This is a genomic window from Xanthomonas sp. SHU 199 (assembly GCF_000364665.1).
Taxonomy (GTDB): domain Bacteria; phylum Pseudomonadota; class Gammaproteobacteria; order Xanthomonadales; family Xanthomonadaceae; genus Xanthomonas_A; species Xanthomonas_A sontii.
In genome coordinates this window covers 1-24148 of sequence record NZ_AQOI01000791.1, presented here as the reverse complement: position 1 = coordinate 24148, position 24148 = coordinate 1, and the positions used below count along the sequence as shown (strand labels likewise).

15 protein-coding genes are annotated in these 24148 nt (G+C 69.5%); 13 read left to right on the top strand and 2 right to left on the bottom strand.

Translation table 11 applies throughout. The features are described from left to right. Positions 1-453: helix-turn-helix transcriptional regulator (locus D183_RS0121620; RefSeq protein ID WP_017910834.1), on the bottom strand; the 453-nt coding region annotated here is incomplete at its 3' end. Between the two features lie 118 nt (positions 454-571). Here D183_RS0121620 and prpB point away from each other — a divergent pair. The 6 genes from prpB (at position 572) to prpF (ending at position 7951) form a co-directional block, all read left to right on the top strand. Continuing rightward, positions 572-1459 carry a methylisocitrate lyase gene (gene prpB, locus D183_RS0121615; RefSeq protein WP_017910833.1) on the top strand — a complete coding sequence of 296 codons (888 nt, stop codon included), beginning with the start codon at positions 572-574 and terminating at the stop codon, positions 1457-1459. A gap of 31 nt (positions 1460-1490) precedes the next feature. Next, positions 1491-2096 (top strand): DUF1003 domain-containing protein, encoded by a 606-nt coding sequence (locus D183_RS0121610; protein WP_017910832.1) that lies wholly within the window; start codon positions 1491-1493, stop codon positions 2094-2096. A gap of 40 nt (positions 2097-2136) precedes the next feature. Further along, positions 2137-3300, top strand: a complete 1164-nt coding sequence (gene prpC / locus D183_RS0121605; RefSeq protein WP_017910831.1) for a bifunctional 2-methylcitrate synthase/citrate synthase — start codon at positions 2137-2139, stop codon at positions 3298-3300. 269 nt (positions 3301-3569) lie between these two features. After that, positions 3570-6185 (top strand): Fe/S-dependent 2-methylisocitrate dehydratase AcnD, encoded by a 2616-nt coding sequence (gene acnD, locus D183_RS0121600; protein WP_017910830.1) that lies wholly within the window; start codon positions 3570-3572, stop codon positions 6183-6185. A 30-nt stretch (positions 6186-6215) separates the two neighbouring features. Then, a complete protein-coding gene (locus D183_RS0121595; RefSeq protein WP_017910829.1) occupies positions 6216-6719 on the top strand; it encodes an SRPBCC family protein in 504 nt (167 codons plus the stop codon). A gap of 38 nt (positions 6720-6757) precedes the next feature. Beyond that, positions 6758-7951 carry a 2-methylaconitate cis-trans isomerase PrpF gene (gene prpF, locus D183_RS0121590; RefSeq protein ID WP_017910828.1) on the top strand — a complete coding sequence of 398 codons (1194 nt, stop codon included), beginning with the start codon at positions 6758-6760 and terminating at the stop codon, positions 7949-7951. A 60-nt stretch (positions 7952-8011) separates the two neighbouring features. Here prpF and D183_RS0121585 read toward each other — a convergent pair whose 3' ends face one another. After that, entirely contained in the window at positions 8012-8542 is a 531-nt protein-coding gene (locus D183_RS0121585; RefSeq protein WP_017910827.1) for a hypothetical protein, read from the bottom strand. Between the two features lie 617 nt (positions 8543-9159). Between D183_RS0121585 and D183_RS0121580 the strand changes: the two genes are divergently transcribed. The 7 genes from D183_RS0121580 to D183_RS26630 all read left to right on the top strand — a co-directional run. Next, entirely contained in the window at positions 9160-11379 is a 2220-nt protein-coding gene (locus D183_RS0121580) for a TonB-dependent receptor (protein ID WP_017910826.1), read from the top strand. Between the two features lie 69 nt (positions 11380-11448). Next, positions 11449-12444 (top strand): nucleoside hydrolase, encoded by a 996-nt coding sequence (locus tag D183_RS0121575; RefSeq protein WP_017910825.1) that lies wholly within the window; start codon positions 11449-11451, stop codon positions 12442-12444. Positions 12445-13092: 648 nt separating this feature from the next. After that, positions 13093-17982: an alpha-2-macroglobulin family protein gene (locus tag D183_RS0121570; RefSeq protein WP_198527689.1), complete on the top strand. Its 4890-nt coding sequence runs from the start codon at positions 13093-13095 to the stop codon at positions 17980-17982. 336 nt (positions 17983-18318) lie between these two features. After that, the gene (locus D183_RS0121565) at positions 18319-18939 is read left to right on the top strand and encodes an HAD family hydrolase (protein WP_017910823.1); all 621 of its coding nucleotides are present in this window, start codon (positions 18319-18321) and stop codon (positions 18937-18939) included. 258 nt (positions 18940-19197) lie between these two features. Continuing rightward, on the top strand, positions 19198-22110 hold the full coding sequence (locus tag D183_RS0121560; RefSeq protein ID WP_017910822.1) for a TonB-dependent receptor: 2913 nt from the start codon (positions 19198-19200) through the stop codon (positions 22108-22110). A 19-nt stretch (positions 22111-22129) separates the two neighbouring features. After that, positions 22130-23071 (top strand): glycerophosphodiester phosphodiesterase family protein, encoded by a 942-nt coding sequence (locus D183_RS0121555; protein ID WP_017910821.1) that lies wholly within the window; start codon positions 22130-22132, stop codon positions 23069-23071. 147 nt (positions 23072-23218) lie between these two features. Continuing rightward, positions 23219-24148, top strand: a 930-nt coding sequence (locus D183_RS26630) for an HlyD family efflux transporter periplasmic adaptor subunit (RefSeq protein WP_017910820.1), incomplete at its 3' end; no start/stop codon positions are given.

The following is a 24148-nucleotide window of genomic DNA, read 5'->3' as shown; positions in this document are numbered from 1 at the left end:
CAGCGGCGGCAGCGCGCCATGCCCGGCCAGCGGCGCCACTACCTCCGGCCAGGGCGCGACCGGGGCGCTGGCGAACGGGTCTTCGCCCTCCGGGCAGTCCCACAGCAGCCGCGCGACGTCCTCCAGGCTGGCACCGGCGCGGACCATGGCCACCGCCGAACGCCCGCGGTAGTACGGGCCGTCGGGGCGGATCAGCGAGATCCGCGTCTCCAGCACCGGCAGGCCGCGGTCCAGGCTCTGCGCGGCACCGCGCGCGGCGCCGCGGCCGGCGCGCTTGCGATGCGCCAGCCGCTCCACTTCGGCGCGCAGGTAGGCGCGGCTGCGGTGGTCGGGACCGGCGCGCGAGCTGAGCAGGCCGCGGCTGACATAGGCGTACAGGGTGGCGCTGCTGATGCCGAGCAGGGCGCAGGCCTGCGCGGCGGAGATCAGGTTGCGGTCGGGGCTGTCGGACATGAAGGGACGATAGGTTGATTCATTGAATCAAGATTGATCCATGCCGGCGAGAGTGCCAGATTGGCGCCCATCGCGGAACGCCCTGCGGGCGCCACCGCCTCTTCGTCAGGAGCCGCCCATGTCCCTCGTTTCCCCCGGCGCCGGTTTCCGCGCCGCCCTGGCCGCCGAAGCGCCGTTGCAGGTGATCGGTGCGATCAACGCCAACCATGCGCTGCTGGCGCAGCGCGCCGGCTACAAGGCCATCTACCTGTCCGGCGGCGGCGTCGCGGCTGGTTCGCTGGGCCTGCCGGACCTGGGCATCAACACCCTGGACGATGTGCTGATCGACGTGCGCCGCATCACCGACGTGTGCCCGCTGCCGCTGCTGGTGGACATCGATACCGGCTTCGGGCCGAGCGCGTTCAACATCGAGCGCACCATCAAGGCGTTGATCAAGGCCGGCGCGGCCGCCTGCCACATCGAGGACCAGGTCGGCGCCAAGCGCTGCGGCCACCGTCCCGGCAAGGAGATCGTCAGCCAGGGCGAGATGGTGGACCGGGTCAAGGCCGCGGCCGACGCCAAGACCGATCCGGACTTCTTCCTGATCGCGCGCACCGACGCGATCCAGGCCGAGGGCGTGGACGCGGCGATCGAACGCGCCATCGCCTGCGTGGAGGCCGGCGCCGACGGCATCTTCGCCGAGGCCGCCTACGACCTGGACACCTACCGCCGTTTCGTCGACGCGGTGAAGGTGCCGGTGCTGGCCAACATCACCGAGTTCGGCAAGACCCCGTTGTTCACCCGCGACGAACTGGCGTCGGCCGGCGTGGCGATCCAGTTGTTCCCGCTGTCGGCGTTCCGCGCCGCCAACAAGGCCGCCGAGGACGTGTACACCGCGATCCGCCGCGACGGCCATCAGCAGGGAGTGCTGGAGCGCATGCAGACCCGCGAGGAGCTGTATGAGCGCATCGGCTACCACGCCTTCGAGCAGCGCCTGGATGCGCTGTTCGCCGGCAAGGGCGCATGATCGGCGGCGATTTTCCTGCCCGGGCCTGCCCATGAATACCCACGCCAGCGCTGCCTCGTTCCTGCGCAGCCGCATCGACCGCCGCCAGACCGCGCGGCAGCTGCTGCAGACCGAACTGGACAAGCTGTCCGAGGCCGAGCGCGAGGTGGTGGAGCGCTTCATCGCCAAGCGCCACGTGGCCCGCGACATCGTCACGCAGGCCGACCGCGATCGCTCGCTGGGCGAGCGCGTCGCCGACCGCGTCGCCGAGATCGGCGGCAGCTGGACATTCATCATCGGCTTCTGCGTGGTGCTGCTGGGCTGGATCGCGCTCAACAGCCTGGTGCTGGCGCACGCCTTCGATCCGTATCCCTACATCCTGCTCAACCTGTGCCTGTCGTGCCTGGCCGCGATCCAGGCGCCGGTGATCATGATGAGCCAGAACCGCCAGGCGGCGGTGGACCGCCTGCGCGCGCAGAACGACTACGAAGTGAACATCAAATCCGAACTGGAAATCCTGCAGGTGCACGAGAAGCTCAATCAGCTGCGCGAGCAGGACTGGGCGACGCTGGTGGATCAGCAGAACCGCCAGATCGCCATGCTGCAGCAACTGCTCGAGCGCGCCGGGGCCTGGCCACCGGCGCCGCACGCCCCCTGATCCACTGCGTCCATCCGACCGCAACACCGGGAGATTCGCCATGAACGACACCGCTCCGCAGACCGCCCCCGCCTTCAAGCCGAAGAAATCGGTGGCCCTGTCCGGCACCGCCGCCGGCAACACCGCGCTGTGCACGGTGGGCCGCAGCGGCAACGACCTGCACTACCGCGGCTACGACATCCTGGACTTGGCGCGCACCAGCCAGTTCGAGGAGATCGCCTACCTGCTGGTGCACGGCAAGCTGCCCAGCAACAGCGAGCTGCGCGGCTACAAGGCCAAGCTGCGCTCGCTGCGCGGCATCCCGGCCGCGGTCAAGGCCGCGCTGGAGCAGTTGCCGCCGTCGGCACATCCGATGGACGTGATGCGCACCGGCGTGTCGGTGCTGGGCTGCGTGCAGCCGGAGAAGGACGACCACAACCATCCCGGCGCGCGCGACATCGCCGACAAGCTGATGGCCAGCCTCGGCTCGATGCTGCTGTACTGGTACCACTACAGCCACAACGGCCGGCGCATCGAGGTGGAGACCGACGACGATTCGATCGGCGGGCATTTCCTGCGCCTGCTGCACGGCTTCAAGCCGCACGAGGAATGGGTGCAGGCGATGCACACCAGCCTGATCCTCTACGCCGAACACGAGTTCAACGCGTCCACCTTCGCCTGCCGGGTCATCGCCGGCACCGGCAGCGACATGTACAGCGCCATCGCCGGCGGCATCGGCGCGCTGCGCGGGCCCAAGCACGGCGGTGCCAACGAGGTCGCCTTCGAGGTGCAGAAGCGCTACGACACGCCGGACGAGGCCGAGGCCGACATCCGCGCGCGGGTCGAGCGCAAGGAAGTCATCATCGGCTTCGGCCACCCGGTGTACACGGTGTCGGACCCGCGCAACCAGGTCATCAAGGACGTGGCGCGCGAACTGTCCGAAGCGCAGGGCAGCCGCAAGATGTACGACATCGCCGAGCGCCTGGAGACGGTGATGTGGGACATCAAGAAGATGTTCCCCAACCTGGACTGGTTCAGCGCGGTCAGCTACCACATGATGGGCGTGCCGACGGCGATGTTCACCCCGCTGTTCGTGATCGCCCGCACCGCCGGCTGGAGCGCGCACATCATCGAGCAGCGCGTCGACGGCAAGATCATCCGCCCCAGCGCGCACTACGTGGGGCCGGAGGATCAGGCGTTCGTGCCGATCGATCAGCGCAGCTGATCCTCCCCTCTCCCATCGGGAGAGGGGTCGGGGGTGAGGGTACGGGCGCAGCCTCGTGGTGTTGGGTCGCTTTGAGCTTCGCCCGTGTCCTCATCTGCCCCTCATGAGGAATCGGATTTCACTAGGCTTCGCTCGTACCCTCATCCGCCCCTCATGAGGAATCGGATTGCACCAGGCTTCGCCCGTACCCTCATCCGCCCCTTCGGGGCACCTTCTCCCGGTGGGAGAAGGAGGGTCCTGTCTTCGCTTTTTTTCTACTGTAGCCAGCCATGAACAGCCACTACCGTAAATCCCTTCCCGGCACCGCGCTGGACTACTTCGACGCGCGCGCCGCGGTCGATGCGATCGGCCCGGGCGCCTATGCCGGCCTGCCCTATGTGGCGCGCGTGTTCGCCGAGAACCTGGTGCGCCGCTGCGATCCGGATCTGCTGCACGATGCCTTGCTGCAGTTGATCGAGCGCCGCCGCGACCTGGATTTCCCGTGGTTTCCGGCGCGGGTGGTGTGCCACGACATCCTCGGCCAGACCGCGCTGGTCGACCTGGCGGGACTGCGCGACGCCATCGCCGAGCAGGGCGGCGATCCGGCCAAGGTCAATCCGGTGGTGCCGGTGCAGTTGATCGTCGATCACTCGCTGGCGGTGGAATGCGGCGGCGACGACCCGCAGGCCTTCGCCAAGAACCGCGCGATCGAGGATCGCCGCAACGAGGATCGCTTCCACTTCATCGACTGGAGCAAGCGCGCATTCCGCAACGTGGACGTGATTCCGCCAGGCAACGGCATCATGCACCAGATCAACCTGGAGAAGATGTCGCCGGTGATCTACGTGCACGACGGCGTCGCCTTCCCCGATACCTGCGTGGGCACCGACAGCCACACCCCGCACGTGGACGCGCTGGGCGTGATCGCGATCGGCGTCGGCGGGCTGGAAGCGGAGAGCGTGATGCTCGGCCGCGCCTCGTGGATACGCCTGCCGGACATCGTCGGCGTGGAGCTGAGCGGCCGGCCGCAGCCCGGCATCACCGCCACCGACGTGGTGCTGGCTTTGACCGAGTTCCTGCGCCAGGAGCGTGTGGTTGGCGCCTATCTGGAATTCTTCGGCGAAGGCGCCGCCGCGCTGACCATCGGCGACCGCGCCACCATCTCCAACATGTGCCCGGAATACGGCGCCACCGCGGCGATGTTCTACATCGACCAGCAGACGCTCGACTACCTGCGCCTGACCGGGCGCGAGGAAGCGCAGGTGGCGCTGGTGGAACAGTACGCGCGCGCTACCGGGCTGTGGGCCGATGCGCTGGCCACCGCGCAGTACGAGCGCGTGCTGCGCTTCGACCTATCGCAGGTGGTGCGCAACATGGCCGGCCCCAGCAACCCGCACAAGCGTGTGGCGACCACCGAACTGGCCGCGCGCGGCATCGCCGACGCCACCAAGCTGGCCGCCGGCCAGGCCGAGCAGGCGCAGGGGCGCATGCCCGACGGCGCGGTGATCATCGCCGCCATCACCAGTTGCACCAACACCTCCAACCCGCGCAACGTCATCGCCGCCGGCCTGCTGGCGCGCAATGCGCGCGCGCGCGGCCTGGCCCGCAAGCCATGGGTGAAGACCTCGCTGGCGCCGGGTTCCAAGGCGGTGCAGCTGTACCTGGAAGAGGCCGGCCTGCTGCCGGACCTGGAGGCGCTGGGCTTCGGCATCGTCGCCTTCGCCTGCACCACCTGCAACGGCATGAGCGGCGCGCTGGATCCGCGCATCCAGCAGGAGATCGTGGAGCGCGACCTGTACGCCACCGCGGTGCTGTCGGGCAACCGCAACTTCGACGGGCGCATCCATCCCTACGCCAAGCAGGCGTTCCTGGCCTCGCCACCGCTGGTGATCGCCTACGCCATCGCCGGCACGGTGCGCTTCGACATCGAGAAGGACGTGCTGGGCACCGACGCCGACGGCCGCGCGGTGCGGCTGAAGGACATCTGGCCCAGCGACGCCGAGATCGATGCGGCGGTGCGCGCCGCGGTGAAGCCGGAGCAGTTCCGCCGCGTCTATGCGCCGATGTTCAACGTGCGCGTGGAGCAGGGCGCGCCGGTGGCGCCGCTGTACGCCTGGCGCCCGCGCAGCACCTACATCCGTCGCCCGCCGTACTGGGAAGGCGCGCTGGCCGGCGAACGCACGCTGCGCGGCATGCGCGCGCTGGCGGTGCTCGGCGACAACATCACCACCGACCACCTTTCGCCGTCCAACGCGATCCTGGCCGACAGCGCCGCCGGCGAATACCTGGCGCACATGGGCGTGCCGGAGGAGGACTTCAATTCCTACGCCACCCATCGCGGCGACCACCTCACCGCGCAGCGCGCCACTTTCGCCAACCCGAAGCTGATCAACGAAATGGCGGTGGTCGACGGCAAGGTGCAGCAGGGCTCGCTGACCCGGCTGGAGCCGGACGGGCAGGTGCTGCGCATGTGGGAGGCGATCGAAACCTACATGGCGCGCAAGCAGCCGCTGATCGTGATCGCCGGCGCCGACTACGGCCAGGGCTCCTCGCGCGACTGGGCGGCCAAGGGCGTGCGCCTGGCCGGGGTCGAGGCGATCGTGGCCGAGGGCTTCGAGCGCATCCACCGCACCAACCTGATCGGCATGGGCGTGCTGCCGCTGCAGTTCCTGCCGGGCACCACACGCACGACCCTGGGCATCGACGGCAGCGAGACCTTCGACGTGGTCGGCGCGCGCACGCCGGGCGCCACGCTGACCCTGCGCATCGTCCGCAAGGACGGCGCCGTGGTGGAGGTGCCGGTGCTGTGCCGGCTGGACAGCAACGAGGAAGTGTCCATCTACGAGGCCGGCGGCGTGCTGCAGCGCTTCGCCCAGGATTTCCTCGAGGACGCCCGCAGCGCCTGAGCCGCCTGCCGCTGTCATCGGGCGCGTGCCATGCTGGCCGCGCCCGCCACCGCCGAGGAGACCGCCATGACCACGTCCGCCGCCACCACCGGAACCGTCCACCTGCATCGCGTGCTGCGCGCGCCGGCCGAGCGCGTCTACCGCGCCTTCCTGGAGCCGGCGGCGCTGGTCAAATGGCTGCCGCCGCACGGCTTCGTCGCCACCGTGCATGCGCTGGACGCGCGGGTGGGCGGCAGCTACCGGATGAGCTTCACCAACCTCGGCACCGGCACCAGCAGCGCTTTCGGCGGCACCTATCTGGAACTGGTGCCCGGCCAGCTGATCCGCCATACCGACCGCTTCGACAATCCGGACCTGCCCGGCGAGATGATCGTGACCGTGCGGCTGCGGCCGGTGGCCTGCGGCACCGCACTGGAGATCGTGCAGGAGGGCATCCCGCCGCAGATCCCGGTGGAGTTCTGCCACCTCGGCTGGCAGGAGTCGCTGACCCTGCTGACGCAATTGGTCGAGCCCGAGATTCCCGATTCGCCCTGATCCGCCGTCTCTTCTTTTCGTACGCACCCGGAACCGCTATGACCCACGCTCCGCAACTCCGCATCCCCGCCACCTACATGCGCGGCGGCACCTCCAAGGGCGTGTTCTTCCGCTTGCAGGATCTGCCCGCGGCGGCGCAGACGCCGGGCCCGGCGCGCGATGCGCTGCTGCAGCGGGTGATCGGCAGCCCCGATCCCTATGCCAAGCAGATCGACGGCATGGGTGGTGCCACCTCCAGCACCAGCAAGACCGTGATCGTGGCGCCGAGCACGCGCCCGGACCACGACGTGGACTATCTGTTCGGCCAGGTGGCGATCGAGCGCGCGTTCGTGGACTGGAGCGGCAACTGCGGCAACCTGTCGGCTGCGGTGGGGCCGTTCGCGATCGCCGCCGGGTTGGTGGATCCGGCGCGGATTCCGCGCGATGGCGTGGCCACGGTACGGATCTGGCAGGCCAACATCGGCAAGACCATCGTCGCGCAGGTGCCGATGACCGACGGCGCGGTGCAGGAGATCGGCGATTTCGAGCTGGACGGGGTGACCTTCCCGGCGGCGGAGATCGCGCTGGAATTCCTCGACCCGGCCGCCGACGAGGACGGCGCCGGCGGCGCCATGTTCCCCACCGGCAACCTGGTCGACACGCTGGAGGTGCCGGGCGTCGGCAGCTTCCAGGCGACCCTGATCAACGCCGGCATTCCCACCATCTTCCTTGAAGCGCAGGCGCTGGGTTACCAGGGCACCGAACTGCAGGACGCGATCAACGGCGATGCGCAGGCGCTGCAGCGCTTCGAGACCATCCGCGCATACGGCGCGCTGCGCATGGGCCTGATCGCCACGCTGGAAGACGCGGCGACGCGCCAGCACACGCCCAAGGTTGCCTTCGTCGCGCCGCCGGCCGACTACACCGCCTCCAGCGGCAAGCCGGTGGCGGCCGCCGACATCGACCTGCTGGTGCGGGCGATGTCGATGGGCAAGCTGCACCACGCGATGATGGGCACCGCGGCGGTGGCGATCGGCACCGCCGCGGCGATCCCCGGCACCCTGGTCAACCGCGCCGCCGGCGGTGGCGAACGCACCGCGGTGCGCTTCGGTCATCCCTCCGGCACCTTGCGGGTCGGCGCCGAGGCGCGCCAGGTGGACGGCCAGTGGGCCGTCACCAAGGCCTTGATGAGCCGCAGCGCGCGCGTGCTGATGGAAGGCTGGGTGCGGGTGCCGGAAACGCCGGCCGGTTGAGCCGGCAGGCCGTGCGGAGGCGCCAGCGCCGCACGGCGCAATCAACGGTGGCGGGACCGCTCAACTGCAGTCCGCGTTGAGCGACGGGTAGGCCGTGTTGAGCAGCCACTTGCCCGCCGTGCCTTTCGCGCCCGGAGAGTTGGCGTACCAGAAGCAGACCTTGACCGGGGTGAACTTGCGCCAGTTGGTGCAGATGCCGTCCCCGTCGGCGGAGGTGCAGGCCCATCCCGCGGTGATGCCGACACTGGCCGCATCGACGATGTCCTTCGCGCCGCCACCGGTGCCGCAGTCGACGTGCTTGCCGGTCTTGGCCGCTGCCCAGTTGTTGAAGGCGCCCTGGAACGTCGCCCAGTTGGCGAACGCCGATTTTCCGAGCTGACTCTGCGCGCCGCTGGGCGGCAGCGGCGTCGTGGCGTTCTGCATGTGCAGGCCGACATGCCCGCCAGTACCGCCAGCGTCGCGATTGGCGGTGTCCGACGCGGTGCTGGCCACGATGTTGTCGACCGCGGTGCAGGTCTTGGCCTGGATGGAGCATGCGAACAGCGTCGCGCAGAGTGCGGCGACGAGGGACAGGGATCGGGGTGTGAACATCGGGGTCTCTCCAAAGGCAGCGCGGATGCGCGCTCTTCAGACGTCGCCAGCGGTCGCTGTGTGAAGCGGCGCGCGGCATGCGATGCGATTTCGTGCGGCCCGGTTGGGCTTGTGGCAGCGGGATGGCCTTTCGGCCGCGGGCGCGGGACATGCGGTTTGGCATGGGCGCTCGGAGGAGCGGCGTGGCATGGTTGAAGCATTACCGGGGCGTGTTGCTTCCACCGGCGCTCAAAAACGGCCTGCAGTCTGAGAACTTCTCGCGTCGGGACTGAAGTCCCTCCCACAAGGCATCTCGCGGTTCCATGCTCCACCGCCACCGCCACCGCCACCGCCACCGGCGACTGCGACTGCGCGCTGTGCATGCCCTTGTGGGAGGGACTTCAGTCCCGACGCGACCAAAAGCGGCTGCGGCCATCCGAGAAGGGAAGCCGGCCGGGGCCGGCAGGCGAGCAGCCCCGCAACGGCCCCGTTTTTGCCAATCCCGACTCCCCAATCCCAAATCCCCGCCTCCCCAGGTGACGCCGGCCGCCGCAGGTTGTATATTTTGTGTTAATTATGCTGCGGCGCGGCAAGGACTCGGCGCGCTCCCGATTACGCCCACCCATCCCGGAATTCCCATGTCTGCCAGTTGGTCGCTGCGCGCCAGTGCGCTTGCCGTTGCCGTCGTTTCCGCGCTTTCGTTCCCCGCCGTCGCCCAGCAGGCGGACAGCACCGACGGGGTCGCCCGTCTGGACACGATCAAGGTCACCGCCGAGCGCCGCGCCGAGGACTCCAAGGACGTGCCGGTGTCGGCCAGCGTGCTGCGCCCGGAATACCTGGACGCCATCGCCACCAGCGGCTCGGACGTGCGCGTGCTGGCAGGCAAGGCGCCCAGCCTCAACGTCGAGTCGTCCAACGGCCGCGTGTTCCCGCGCTTCTACATCCGCGGCTACGGCAACACCGACTTCAACACCTACGCCTCGCAGCCGGTGTCGCTGATCTATGACGACGTGGTCGCCGAGAACGCGTTCCTGAAGGGCTTCCCGATCTTCGACCTGCAGAGCCTGGAAGTGCTGCGCGGTCCGCAGGGCACGCTGTTCGGCCGCAACACCCCCGCCGGCGTGGTCAAGTTCAACTCGGTCAAGCCGACCATCGGCGCCAACGACGGCTACGCCAGCCTGTCCTACGGCACCTACGGCACCATGACCATGGAAACCGGCCTGAGCGTGGCGATGGGCGACAAGTGGGCCGCGCGCCTGTCGGCGCTGGGCCAGCGCCGCGGCGACTGGGTCGACAACACCATCGACAACCGCTCCTTCGAAGGCTACATGGACTCGGCGGTGCGCCTGCAGGTGCTGTTCCAGCCGGGCGAGGACTTCAGCGCGCTGTTCAACGCGCACGCGCGCCACCTCGACGGCACCGCGCGGCTGTTCCGCGCCAACATCTTCCAGCCGGGCACCAACCAGCTGGTCGCCGGTTTCGACCCGGACAAGGTGTCCATCGACGGCAAGAACACCCAGGAACTGCAGACCTACGGCGGCAGCGCCAACCTGACCTGGGACCTGGGCGACATCGTGCTGCACTCGATCACCGGCTACGAGGGCATCGGCAAGTACTACAGCCGCGGCGACATCGACGGCGGCTACGGCGCGGTGTTCGCGCCGCCGTCCGGCCCCGGGGTGATCCCGTTCCCGGTGGAGACCGCCGGCGGCATCAAGAACCTGGACCAGTACTCGCAGGAGCTGCGCGCCGAGTCGCAGTACACCGGACCGCTGAACTGGCAGGCCGGCCTGTACTACTTCCACGATTCGGTGGAAGGCGAGAACTACACCTACAACACCCTGGCTGGCGGCACCCTGTCCAGCTACCAGCTGACCCGCCAGCGCAACACCTCGTGGGCGGCGTTCGGCTCGCTGAACTACGCGGCCACCGAGCGCCTGAACCTGCGCGCCGGCATCCGCTACACCTACGACAAGAAGACCTTCGACGTGCTCGCGCTGGACCGCGTGACGCTGCAGCAGCCCTCCAGCGGCAGCACCGACAATTCCAAGGTCACCGGCGATCTCAGCGCCACCTACACCATCAACGACGACGTCAACGTCTATGCGCGCGCCGCCCGCGGCTTCCGCGGCGCCAGCTTCGGCGTGCCGTCGGCCACCGCGCCGCTGACCGTGGCCGCACCGGAGACCGTGGACTCCTATGAGATCGGCATCAAGTCCGACCTGTTCGACAAGCGCGCGCGCCTGAGCTTCGACGTCTACGACTTCCGGGTGAAGAACCAGCAGCTGACCGCCGTCGGCGGCGCCTCCAACGACGTGCGCCTGCTCAACGCCGACACCTCGAAGGCGCGCGGCGCCGAGTTCGACTTCGAAGCGCTGCTGACCCAGAACCTGCGCATGACCCTGGGCGGCGCCTACAACTGGACCCGCATCGAAGACCCGACCCTGTCGGTGGGCGTGTGCCGCACCTGCACCGTGACCGATCCGGTCAACGCCTCCGGCCGCGCGCTGATCGACGGCAACGTGCTGCCGCAGGCGGCCAAGTGGATGGGCAACGCGACCCTGCGCTACGGCATCCCGGTCGGCGACGACGCCGAGTTCTTCTTCTTCACCGACTGGTCCTACCGCAGCGAGATCAACTTCTTCCTGTACGACTCGCGCGAGTTCGTCGGCCAGCCGCTGCTCGAGGGCGGTGCCAAGATCGGCTACAACTGGGGCGCCGGCGCGTACGAGGTCTCGGTGTTCTGCCGCAACTGCACCAACCAGATCCGCGCCACCGGTGCGATCGACTTCAACAACCTCACCGGCTTCATCAACGATCCGCGCATCGTCGGCGCGCAGTTCCGCGCCAATTTCTGATCCGCGGCCTCGCCGTTGCAACACCGACCGCCGGCTATCATGCCGGCGGTTCTTTTTTGGGAGACGCGCATGCGCGTGCTGAAGCAATGGGCGGCGTCAGCGCTGCTGATCGCGGCTGTGTGGGTGAACGATGCGACGGCGGCCACGGCGCCAGCAACGGCCGCGTCGCTGCAGAAGGTGGTGGTGTCCACCGACGTCGGCGACGACATCGACGACGCGTTCGCACTGGCGCTGCTGTTGCGCAGCCCGGAGCTGCAGGTGCTGGGCATCGCCTCGGCCTGGGGCGACACCGGCCTGCGCGCGCAACTGCTGCAGCGGCTGCTGCAGCAGGCCGGCCGCAGCGACATTCCGTTGGCGATCGGGGAGCGCACCGACAGCACGATTCCCTTCAGCCAGGCACGCTGGGCAGCCAAGGGCACGCTGCCGCGCAAGGCGCCGGATGCGGCGCAGTTCATCCTGGACCAGGCGCGGCGCCATCCCGGCGAAGTCACCCTGCTGGTGCTCGGCCCGCTGACCGACGCGGCGCGCGCGCTGCAGCGCGATCCGGCTGGCTTCGCCCAGCTCAAGCAGGTGGTGCTGATGGGCGGCTCGGTGCGCGTGGGCTACGGCAAGTCGCGCTACCGCCCGCCGAATCCGCCGGCGGCCGAGTACAACATCGCCGCCGACATCCCCGCCGCGCAGCGCGTGTTCGGCGCCGGCGTGCCGATCGTGATGCTGCCGCTGGACGCCACCCAGGTGACCCTGGAGGAGCCGGAGCGGGTGGCGCTGTTCGCCCATGGCGAACCGCTGACCGACGCGCTGGCGCAGCTCTACTACCAGTGGCGCGACACCGACCAGCCCTGGGCCAGCGCCACCCCGACCCTGTTCGACGTGGTGCCGGTGGCGCAGTTGCTGGATCCCGGCCTGTGCCCCACCGTGCCGCTGCGCATCGTGGTCGACGACAAGGGCTACACCCGCGAGACGCCGACGGCGGACGCGCCGGGGGCTGCGGCCAACGCGCAGGTCTGCCTGGCACTGGACCGGCCGCGGCTGATCGCGTTGTACATGCAGCGGCTGCTGCGCTGACGTGTGGTCGAGACAAGCGGGGCAGTGGGCCGATCCGTTGCACTGCAGTCGGGACTGAAGTCCCTCCCACAAGAGGTCTCGTGCCGCCGGTGCTGTGGGTGTCGGCATGGCGCATGGGATTGCCCGCTGTGGAAGCAGCTTCATCGCGACAAGCGGAGCCACTGGCCGATCCGTTGCTTTGCAGTCGGCACTGAAGTCCCTCCCACATAAGGCGCGCGCCGTGGATGCTGTCGGCATGAGCGATCGGATTGACTCCCCTGTGGGAGGGACTTCAGTCCCGACGAGTGGAGCCATCGGCGCCTCCACTGCCGCCGCGCCGGCACCGAAGTCCCTCCCACAATGACTTCGAACGAAGGTGCGCGGATACTCAGGGTGTAGCGGCTTCGGCCGCGACGGGCGTTTCCGGGGCTACCTGTCGCGGCCGATGGCCCGAAGCCATGTAGAGCTGGGGGGCTCCACGGCGGCCGGTGGCGCGGTTGCGGGACGTGCTTCCGCGCCGACGGCGACCTGCCGCGAAAACGCCGACGGATGGTGCACCGTCGCCCCTCCTGACCGTCGCGCTGGCGCTTTATACTCGCGCCACATTCACGGAGCGAACGCATGCATACGGATTCGAAGCGGCGCTGGGCGGGCCTGCGCGCGGGGTTGATGGGGACGTTCTTGCTGCTGGGCCTGGCGTTGGCGCTGGGCGGCTGCAAGCGCAACGAATCCGGGCAGTTGCCCGAGGCCAGCGGCGAGCCGGTGAAGGGGCAGAAGGAAGCGATGAAGGGCTTCGGCCTGGTCCGCGCCTATCCCGACCAGAAGAGCGACGGGCTGTCGCTGGCGCTGGAGTTCTCGCGGCCGCTGGTCGGCACCCAGGATTTCGACAAGCTGCTGCGCTTCGAGGAGAAGGTCGGCACCGACGAGAGCGCCTGGTCGCTGTCCGACGACGGCAAGACCCTGCGCTACCCCTACGTGGAGGCGGCCAAGGACTACACCGTGGTGATCTCGGCCGACCTGCTGGCCGCCGACGGCAGCCGCCTGGGCAAGCCGCTCAAGCAGAAGGTCTACACCGGCGAACTGACCCCGGCGGTCGGCTTCGCCTCGCAGGGCAGCGTGCTGCCGGCGCGCGAGAGCCGCGGGCTGCCGGTGGTCTCGCTCAACGTGCCGGAAGTGGACGTGGAGTTCATGCGGGTCAAGGAGGGCGCGCTGCCGACGTTCTTCGCCCAGTACCAGCGCGGCGGCCGCCGCGGCACCTGGGAGCTGGACAGCGACTACGGCGAGCACACCCCGATCTCGCAGATGGCCGACTCGGTCTACGTCAACCGCTTCGTGCTCGGTGGCGACAAGAACGAGCGCGCGCTGACCTACCTGCCGATCCAGGAGATCAAGGAACTGCAGGCGCCGGGCCTGTACTTCGCGGTGCTGCGCCGCCCCGGCAAGTTCGACAACGAATACGACACCGCCTTCTTCACCGTCAGCGACATCGGCCTGCACGCGCGCGCCTACAAGGACAAGCTGTTCGTGCACACCGCCTCGCTGCAGAGCGGCGAGCCGCTGAAGAAGGTGGAGCTGCGCGTGCTCGGCGCCGACGGCGAGCTGTTCCTGAAGGGCCAGACCGACGACAACGGCAACGCGCTGCTGAACTACACGCTCGACGCCGGCCAGGTGCTGGTGGCGCGCAGCGGCACCGACCTGTCGATGCTGCCCTTCAACCAGCCGGCGCTGGACCTCAGCGAGTTCGCCGTCGCCGGGCGCGAGAACGCCTGGTTCGACGTGTTCGCCTGGTCTGGCCGCGACCTGTACCGCCCCGGCGAGACCGTGCGGGTGTCGGCGCTGCTGCGCGACAACGACGGCAAGCCGGTGCCGACCACCGGCAAGGGCGCGCAGCCGGTGTTCCTGCGGCTCAAGCAGCCCGATGGCAAGATCTTCCGCGAGACCCGGCTGCAGCCGGGCGAGCAGGGCTACTTCAGTTTCGAGCAGCTGATCCCCGCCGATGCGCCGACCGGACGCTGGCAGGTGGAGTTCCGCACCGACCCGACCAGCAAGGAAGCGGTGCAGGGCATGACCCTGCGCATCGAGGAGTTCCTGCCCGAGCGGATGAAGCTGGACCTGGACAGCACGCAGAAGACGCTCAAGCCGGGCGAGCCGTTCAAGCTGCAGGCCACCGCCGCCTACCTGTACGGCGCGCCGGCCGCGGGCAACCGCTTCACCGCCAAGCTGGCGGTGGCGGTCGAGCAGCATCCGGTGGAGGCGCTGCCGGGCTACTTCTTCGGCGACCCGACGCTGCAGTTGCCGCGCGAGGCCAAGGACGTGGTCGATACCGAGTTCGGCGCCGACGGCAAGCTCAGCGAGGACCTGGCGCTGCCCGACGAGGCCAAGCCGACCAGCACCATCGCCGCGTTGGTCTCGGCCAGCGTGTACGAGACCGGCGGGCGCACCGTCACCCGCACGCTCAAGCGCGTGCTGTGGCCGGCGCCGGCGCTGGTCGGCGTGCGTCCGCTGTTCGACGACAAGGACGGCGCCGACGCCAACGCCAATGCGCGCTTCGAACTGATGCGGGTGGATGCGCAGGGCAAGCCGCAGCCGGCCAAGGGCCTGAAGGTGACCCTGGTGCGCGAGCTGCGCGACTACCACTGGGCGTTCACCGACAACCGCTGGGACTACGACTTCACCCGTCGCTTCGAGAACAAGCAGACGCTCACCGTCGATGCCGGCGCCAGCGCCGCCAAGTTCGATTTCCCGGTGGAGTGGGGCGAGTACCGGGTGGACGTGTTCGACCCGGCCACCGGCCTGACCACGCGCTATCCGTTCCATGCCGGCTGGAGCTGGAACGACGAGAACCGCGGCCTCGATGCGCGTCCGGACAAGGTCAAGCTGGCGCTGGACAAGACCGGCTACAAGGCCGGCGACACGCTCAAGGTCACTCTGACCCCGCCGCACGCCGGCCCCGGCCTGCTGATGGTCGAGAGCGACCGCATGCTGTACGTGCAGGACATCGACGTGAAGCCGGGCAGCACGTTTGAGATCCCGGTGACCAAGGACTGGGAGCGCCACGACGTCTACGTCACCGCGCTGGTGTTCCGCGGCGGCTCGGCACCGAGCAAGATCACCCCGGCGCGCGCGGTCGGCGTGGCCTACGTGCCGATGGACCGCAAGGCCCGGCGCGTGGCGGTGGGCCTGGTCGCGCCCAAGCAGATGCGTCCGGAGCAGCCGCTGCCGGTGACGGTGAGCGTGCCGGAACTGGCCGGCAAGCAGGCGCACGTGACCATCTCCGCGGTGGACGTGGGCATCCTCAACATCACCCGCTTCCCGGTGCCCGACGCCAATGCGCAGTTCTTCGCGCAGCGGCGCCTGGGCGTGGATGCGTACGACATCTACGGCCGGGTCATCGAGAGCTTCGAGGGCGGCACCGGCAAGCTGCGCTTCGGCGGCGACATGGCGCTGGCGGCGTTGCCGCAGGCCAAGCGGCCGACCGCGCGGGTGCAGACCGTGGACCTGTTCTCGGGTCCGGTGCAGCTCGACGCCAAGGGCAACGCCCGCGTGCAACTGCCGGTGCCGGACTTCAACGGCACCCTGCGCGTGTCGGCGCTGGTCTATTCGGACGAGCGCTACGGCAACCGCGACGTGGAGACCCTGGTGCGCGCGCCGATCGTGGCCGAGGCCAGCATGCCGCGGGTGATGGCGCCGGGCGACCGCAGCACGGTGACCCTGGACGTGCAGAACTTCACCGGCCAGCCGGGCGAGTTCAAGGTGCGGGTGGATGGCGAAGGCCCGCTGGCGATCGCCGACAACGCGCGCAGCGCCAAGCTGGGCAAGGACGGCAAGGCCACGCTGAGCTTCCCGCTGGTGGCGCAGGAAGGCTACACCGTGGCCAAGGTGCGGGTGCGGGTGGAAGGCAATGGCTATGCCGCCGACCGCCGCTACGACCTGCCGGTGCGCGCGGCGTGGCCGTCGGTGCTGCGCACGCAGACCCGAGTGCTGGACACGCTGGCGCCGGTGACCCTGGGCGCCAGCGATGCCGAAGGCCTGATGGCCGGCTCGGTCAATGCGCGCATGCTGGTCAGCGCCTTGCCGCCGATCCCGTTCGCCAGCGCCCTGCAGGGCGCGCTGGAATACCCCTACGGTTGCGCCGAGCAGACCACCAGCAAGGGCTACGCGGCGTTGCTGCTCGACGACGCCACCGCGCGCCTGCTCGGGGTCAAGGGCCTGGATGCGGCCACGCGCCGCGCGCGCATGGAAGGCGCGTTCGGGCGGCTGGCCTCGATGCAGGTCTCCAGCGGCCACTTCTCGATGTGGGGCGACGACGGCTACGTCAATCCGGGGCTGACCCCGTACATCGCCGAGTTCCTGCTCGACGCCAAGGACGCCGGCTTCGCGGTGCCCGACAACGTGCTGCAGAAGGCGTTGAACCGGCTCAGCGAGGACCTGCTGTCCGGCGGCAACAACTTCTACGGCCAGGACCGCCGCGAGAACCTGAAGTTCGCCAACCAGGCCTGGTCCGGCTATGTGCTGGCGCGGGTCAACCGCGCGCCGCTGGGCACGCTGCGCGCGCTGTACGACAACGACCGCAGCAAGGCGCTGACCGGCCTGTCGCTCGTGCACCTGGGCGTGGCGCTGTCGCTGCAGGGCGACAAGAAGCGCGGCGAAGCGGCCATCGCCGCCGGTTTCGCCAAGGACAGCGCCGACCGGCCGCGCTACTTCGGCGACTACGGCAGCGTGGTCCGCGACGACGCGCTGATGATCGCGCTGCTGCACGAGCGCGGCCTGGCCAAGCCCGAGTACGACGCACGGGTGATGGCGCTGGGCCGCGAACTGGACGCGCGCCGCCGCGGTGGCTGGCTGTGGCTGAGCACGCAGGAGCAGGTGGCGCTGGCGCGCATGGGCAAGGCCTTGCTCAACAGCCAGACCGCGCAGGTGTCCGGGCAGTTGAGCATCGGCGACAGCAGCGAGGCGATCGCCCCGGCCAAGGCCTTCGGCCGCCAGTTCGGCGAGGCCGAGCTGGCGCGCGGCGTGCACTTCGTGCCGCAGGGCCAGCCGCCGCTGTACGCCAGCCTGGAGATCGCCGGCGTGCCGCGCACCCCGTCGGCGGCCGACGACAGCACGCTGAAGGTGGAGCGCAGCTTCTACGGCACCGACGGCAAGCCGTGGACGCCGCAGCCGTTGAAGGAGGGCGAGGCGCTGATCGTGCGCGTCACCATCACCTCCGACACCAGCATGCCCGACGCGTTGCTGACCGACCTGCTGCCGGCCGGCCTGGAGATCGAGAACTTCAACCTGGGCGACGCCAAGCAGTGGGCCGACGTGGTGGTGGACGGCATCGAGATCAGCGACCGCTCCAACGCCGCCGACGTCAAGCACGAGGAGTTCCGCGACGACCGCTACGTGGCCGCGCTGAGCCTGTCGGCGGGCAGCAAGGCGCAGGTGTTCTACCTGGTGCGCGCGGTGACCCCGGGCACCTACACGGTGCCGCCGTCGCTGGTCGAGGACATGTACCGCCCCGACCTGCGCGGGGTGGGGCGCAGCAACCCCGGCACGATCAACGTCGTGCAGCCCTGACCTGCTCCCCTCTCCCTTCGGGAGAGGGGCCGGGGGTGAGGGTCCGACCGCCAGGGAGCCCCACCAGCACGCCGCACCAAACTCCCCTCTCCCTCCGGGAGAGGGTCCGGGGGTGAGGGTCCGACCGCCAGAGAACCCCACCAGCAACCCCGCACAACCCCCCAGGGGCCTGGGGTGAGGGTCCGCCGGACAGCACTGTCAGCCAGAAGGGGCAGCTACCATGACCGCCGCACCCAGCGCGCCGCCGCCGGCGCACGCCTGGTCCGCCGCTGCGTCCCCCTCTCGTTCCTGGAGCTTGTCATGCCCCCCGCATCCTCCCCGCCTGCCGCATCCCACTTGGACACCGTGGTATTCGATCTCGGCGGTGTCCTGATCGACTGGAATCCGCGCCATCTGTACCGCCGTCTGTTCGACGACGAGGCAGCGATGGAAGCCTTCCTGCGCGAGGTGTGCAGTCCGCAGTGGAACGAGCGCCAGGATGCCGGGCGGCCATGGCAGGAGGCGGTGGCCGAACTGAGCGCGCTGCATCCGACGCATGCGCCGATGATCGCCGCCTACCACGCGCGTTGGCCGGAGATGCTCGGCGGGGCGCTGGACGCCACGGTGGCGGTGCTGGAGGAACTGCGCGGGCAGGGCGTGCGGCTGTACGCGTTGACCAACTGGTCGCACGAGACCTTCCCGATCGCGCGCGAACGCTATCCGTTCCTGCAGTGGTTCGAAGGCGTGCTGGTGTCGGGCGAGGAGCGCCTGGTCAAACCGGACCCGGCGATCTTCGCGCTGCTGTGCGAACGTTATGCGATCGACCCGGCGCGGGCGGTGTTCATCGACGACGCGCCGCGCAACGTGCACGCCGCCGCGGCCACCGGCATGCATGCGCTGCAGTTCCGCGACGCCGTCACCTTGCGTGAGGACCTGGTCGCGCTGGGCCTGCTGCCGCCGCGCGCGCCAGCGCCCTGATCCGCGCCACGCCGCGCCGTCGCCAGCGCAGCGCCCTGGCGATCACGGTGCCGGCGCCGTTGCGCCGGCAGCGATGCCATTGGCCGCTCCAAGCCCTGCGAGCGGCCGGCCGTTGGCCGATGCCGTACGAAACGCCGTGGCCACTGCCGCGCGGGCGCTGTCGTCAGGCTTTCCGCTGGCCGCCATCGCAGCGTCATATCCCTGGGATTAAATAACGAACTTTAAGTTACTTAATTCGGTCAACCAGGGGACATCGCCATGCAACCACTCACCCATCGGCGCCGCGCGCTGATCGTCTGCGCGCTCGCCGCCAGCTGCCAGGCCGCGCTCGCGCAAGATGCCGCGTCCACCACGGCGACGCTCGCTGCCGACGCCAGTGCCGTCGCGGCCGCCACCGCACCGGCCGTCGGCGACGCCACGCCCGACACCACGCCCAACGCCGCCGCCAGCGGCGACGGCACCACCACGCTGTCCAGCGTGATGGTCACCGGCGTGCGCAAGGCCAACGCCGCCGCGATCGAGAGCAAGCGCGCGGCCACCAACATCACCGACGTGGTCAGCTCCACCGACGTGCGTGCGCTGCCGGACACCACCATCGTCGAGGCGCTGCGCCGCATCCCCGGCCTGTCGGTGCTGCCGGCCACCGACAACGAACATCCGCGCGACGAAGCCGCCACCCCGGTGCTGCGCGGCCTCGGCCCGTCCTACAACAACGTCACCATCGACGGCCTGACCGTGGCCTCGCCGGGCACGCCCAACGGCACGCTGGGCTCGATCACCCGCGGCGTGCGCCTGGACATCCTGCCGGCCTCGATGGTCAGCGAACTGCAGGTCATCAAGACCTTCACCCCGGACCTGGACCCGAACGCCACCGGCGGCGCGATCAACCTCAAGACCCGCAGCGCGTTCGAGAACGGCGGCAAGCCGTTCTTCACCGCCGAGGCCTCGCTGGGCCATGCCAACGACGTCGGCAAGCCGCGCGACCAGGACGACCCGGGCTATCGCCTGCTCGCCACCGGCAGCCGCACCTTCGGCAGCGAAGGGCAGTACGGCCTGACCCTGTCCGGCAACTACCAGACGCTGAGCAGCTACACCGAAACCCACATGACCACCGACACGGTGCACTACGGGTTCTACGACAGCACCGGCGCGCTGCAGAGCGGCACCAACCTGGGCAACGGCTGGGCCGTGCCGCAGCAGGACAAGTACTGGTACGTGATGGACAAGCGCGACCGCTACGGCCTCACCGGCAAGTTCGAGGCGCGGCTGAGTGAATCCCTGCAGGCCTACGCCATGGCCGGCTACTACTATTTCCGCGACAACATGGAGCGCAACGAGGTCATCCTCGATCCGCGCAACCGCAACCGCGTCTACAACCAGACCGCCACCAGTGGCACCTACCCGGTCGGCGACGTGGAAGTGGGCTACTCCAACCAGATCACCACCACCCGCACCAAGCTCGGCCAGACCGGTTTCGAATGGCGCCCGGACGACCGCCAGGTGCTGTCGGCGCGCGCGTCCTGGTCCGATGCCACCTATGCCGAACCGATCAAGATGATCAAGTACGTCACCGGCGCGCAGCGCCCGGCGGCGGTGCCGACCGGGCAGACCGGCCCCGGCGTCACCGTGGTGCCGACGGCGGCCTATGGCTTCAACTACGACACCTCTGCACTCAACCAGCGCTTCCCGATGGCGGCGCAGGCGTACTACAACTACGACAACTACAGCCTGCTGTACTGGCGTCCGGACTACCAGCGCAATGCGCGCGACAAGGTGCTCACCGGGCGCCTGGACTACGCCTTCAACCGTGGCGAGATGGACCGCGGTTTCGGCTTCGGCGGCGGCCTGAGCTACACCCGCGACGAACCCGGCTTCGACATCTACCGCGTCGAATACCAGCCCAACCGCAGCGCGCCGCCGCTGAAGATCGCCGACGTGCTGGCGCCGTCCAACGCGCCGATGCGCTACCTGGGCCTGAACCTGATCGCGATCGATCCGGACAAGGCCAACCAGATCCTCAGCGCCACGCCGCTGAGCGCGTTCAACCGCACCGACCAGAGCGCCTTCAGCAACCAGGACAACTTCAGCCATCGCGAAGAAATCTTCGGTGCCTACGGCCTGGTCGGCTATCGCACCGACGATTTCGATGTGGAAGCCGGCCTGCACTACGACCATACCGACCAGTCCACGGTCGGCCGCCAGCGGCAACTGGACGCGGCCACCGGCAGCTACGTCTACGTCGATGCGCCCACCGATTCGCGCTACGCCAAGGTGCTGCCGTCGGCGGTGATGACCTACCACGTCAACGACCGCCTCGACCTGCGCGCCGGCGCCAGCCGCACGCTCGGCCGTCCGCCCTACGACGCCTACGCCGCGCGCACCTCGATCGGCTTCGTCAACAGCAGCGACATGGGCAATCCCAACGCGCAGGGCGTGACCGTCACCATCGGCAATCCCGACATCAAGCCGCGCGTGTCCACCAACCTGGACCTGTCGCTGGAATGGCGCCTGCCCGACGATTTCGACGGCATGCTCGCCGCGGCACTGTTCGACAAGCGCATCCAGGACGAGATCTTCACCCTCTCGCGCACCGACCAGTTCAGCTTCAACGGCACCACCTATTCCAACGTGCTGATCAGCACTCCGGCCAACGCCGCCAAGGCGCACGTGCGCGGCCTGGAACTGAGCGCAGTGTTCAACACCCTGTTCCCGGGCGTGCCGGCGCTGTCCGGCCTGGGCGCCAGCGCCAACCTGGCGCTGCTCGATGGCGGCATGGACGTGCCGTTCACCAGCGGCAGCGCGCCCAACCTGGTGCAGAGCCAGCGCACCGTCGATCGCCTGGTCGGGCAGCCGGACTACACCGCCAACGCCTCGCTGTTCTACACCGTCGGCGGCGTCGAACTGCGTGCGGCCTACAACCGCCAGGGCAAGGCGCTGCGCGCCATCGTCAGCAACATCGCTTGGCAGGATCTGTACTGGGCGCCGCGTTCGCAGCTGGACCTGTCGGCGACCTGGGCGGTGAGCAAGCAGCTCAGCGTGGTCGGCCAGATCAGCAATGTCACCCACAGCCGCCTCACCAGCTTCACCGGCCCCGGCGAGAACCTGCTGAAGGACAGTTATTCGATGCCGACCACCTACTGGCTCGGCCTGCGCTTCACCCCGTCGCTGTGACCGTTGCCGGAGACCTTCCATGAACCTGCTTTTCTCGCGCGGCGCGATCATTGCCGCACTGCTGACCGCGACGGCCCCGGCCATCGCCGCCATCGCCCCGATCCAGGCGCGCCTGGCCGCACCCGACGGCGGCATCTTCGTCGTCGCCCACCGCGGCTGCCACAATCCCGCGCCCGCGCACGGCTTTCCCGGGCACGCACCGGAGAACTCGCTGCTGGGGCTGGAGCGCTGCGTGACGCTGGGCGTGGACATGCTCGAAACCGACATCCGCCGCGCCGGCGACGGCACCCTGGTGATGTTCCATGACGCCACCGTCGACCGCACCACCGACGGCACCGGCAAGGTCGCCGAACTGACCTGGCCGCAACTGTCGCGGTTGCGCCTGCGCGACGACGAGGGCGGCGCCGACGCGCCGCTCACCGACCAGCATCCGCTGACCCTGCAGCAGATGCTGGCCGCGGCCAAGGGCCGGATCATGCTCAACCTCGACGTCAAGGCGCCGATCTACGCCGAGGTGGTCGAGGCGGTGCGCCGCGCCGGCATGGAGCGGCAGGTGGTGGTCAAGACCGAAGTCGGCGTCGCCAGCCAGAATCTGGCATCGATGCCGCCGTTCGACCGGATCAACTTCACCCCGGTGCTGCTCAACCCGCCGGGGACCGACGACCTGGTGCAGACCGTGCGCACCCAGACCGACGGCAAGGTGCGGCCGGTGGCGATCGAACTGCCGCGGATGCGTCTGGCCCAGTTGCCGGCGGTGACAGCGCTGGCCAGGCAGCGACAGGTGCGGCTGCTGGTCAATACGCTGTGGGAGGGCTTCGTCGCCGACGTCGGCGGCGATGCCGATGCGGTGCGCGATCCGGAGGCGGTGTGGGGGCGGCTGTACCGCGCCGGCATCGGCGCCTTCCAGACCGACGAACCCGAAGCGCTGCTGCGCTATCGCGCGTCGCTGGAAAAGCCCTGACCCGCGCATGGTCGTTCAACTGTCCGTAATCGGTCGCTGCGCGACCGCTTGCGGACGCCGCGACCGCGCGCGCAGCGGTCGCGGCGCAACGGATTCAATGGGTTAGCGCGGTTCGCCGATTGGCACGCAGCCTGCTGCACAGCAGGCATGGATATCGCGAAATCCCCGAACCGTTCGTTCTGGCGCCAGCGCCGCCGCTGGCTGGTGGCAGCCGCCGCCGTGGCGATCGTCCTGGGCGTGGCGCTGCTCGGCAGCGGCCGCGCCGCACCAAGGGTGGCGCGCAGCGAAGTGTGGATCGATGCGGCCACGCGTGGCGAAATGCGCCGCGAGGTTCGCGCCAACGGCGTGCTGGTGCCGCGGCAGATCCGCTGGATCACCGCCGGGGCCCCGGCCACCGTGCAACAGCAACGGGTCGAGGCCGGCGCGCGCGTGCTGGCCGATACGCCGATCCTGCAACTGGTCAATCCGGAACTGGAGGCCGGCCTGGATCGCGCACGCGCCGCGCTGGCCGGCGCCGATGCCGACCTGGCCGCACTGCACGCCGCGCTGGCCTCGCAACTGCTCGACCAGCAGGCGCTGCAGGCGCAGGCCGAGTCCGAGTTGCAGATCGCGCAGATCAAGGCCAAGGCCTACCGGCGCGGCCACGACGGCGGCGCGATCTCGGCGATCGATCTCACCCAAAGCCAGATCGTCGAGGCGCAGCAACGCGGCCGTGCCGATATCGAACGCAAGCGCGTCGCCGCGTTCCGGCAGAACATGGCGGCGCAACTGCGTGCGGCACAGGCACGGCGCGAGCAGGCCGCCAGTGCGCTGGCCATCGCCACGCAACAGGCCGACTCGCTGCAGGTGTGTGCCGGCAGCGACGGCATCCTGCAGCAGGTGGACGTGGAGCCCGGCCAGCGCGTCGAGGCCGGCGCGAAGCTGGCGCGGGTGGCGCGCCCGGACGATCTGCTGGCGCGTCTGCAGGTGCCCGAACTCCTGGCCAAGGACGTGATCGAAGGCCTGCCGGTGGCGGTGGACACGCACAACGGCGTGGTCGGCGGGCAGGTGGCACGGATCGATCCGGCGGTGCGCAGC

What these genes read in the sequence shown, in the direction of transcription:
- prpB (WP_017910833.1), top strand. Translation starts at nt 572, where the DNA reads ATGTCCCTCGTTTCCCCCGGCGCCGGTTTCCGCGCCGCCCTGGCCGCC.
- D183_RS0121610 (WP_017910832.1), top strand. Translation starts at nt 1,491, where the DNA reads ATGAATACCCACGCCAGCGCTGCCTCGTTCCTGCGCAGCCGCATCGAC.
- prpC (WP_017910831.1), top strand. Translation starts at nt 2,137, where the DNA reads ATGAACGACACCGCTCCGCAGACCGCCCCCGCCTTCAAGCCGAAGAAA.
- acnD (WP_017910830.1), top strand. Translation starts at nt 3,570, where the DNA reads ATGAACAGCCACTACCGTAAATCCCTTCCCGGCACCGCGCTGGACTAC.
- D183_RS0121595 (WP_017910829.1), top strand. Translation starts at nt 6,216, where the DNA reads ATGCTGGCCGCGCCCGCCACCGCCGAGGAGACCGCCATGACCACGTCC.
- prpF (WP_017910828.1), top strand. Translation starts at nt 6,758, where the DNA reads ATGACCCACGCTCCGCAACTCCGCATCCCCGCCACCTACATGCGCGGC.
- D183_RS0121585 (WP_017910827.1), bottom strand. Translation starts at nt 8,542, where the DNA reads ATGTTCACACCCCGATCCCTGTCCCTCGTCGCCGCACTCTGCGCGACG.
- D183_RS0121580 (WP_017910826.1), top strand. Translation starts at nt 9,160, where the DNA reads ATGTCTGCCAGTTGGTCGCTGCGCGCCAGTGCGCTTGCCGTTGCCGTC.
- D183_RS0121575 (WP_017910825.1), top strand. Translation starts at nt 11,449, where the DNA reads ATGCGCGTGCTGAAGCAATGGGCGGCGTCAGCGCTGCTGATCGCGGCT.
- D183_RS0121570 (WP_198527689.1), top strand. Translation starts at nt 13,093, where the DNA reads ATGGGGACGTTCTTGCTGCTGGGCCTGGCGTTGGCGCTGGGCGGCTGC.
- D183_RS0121560 (WP_017910822.1), top strand. Translation starts at nt 19,198, where the DNA reads ATGCAACCACTCACCCATCGGCGCCGCGCGCTGATCGTCTGCGCGCTC.
- D183_RS0121555 (WP_017910821.1), top strand. Translation starts at nt 22,130, where the DNA reads ATGAACCTGCTTTTCTCGCGCGGCGCGATCATTGCCGCACTGCTGACC.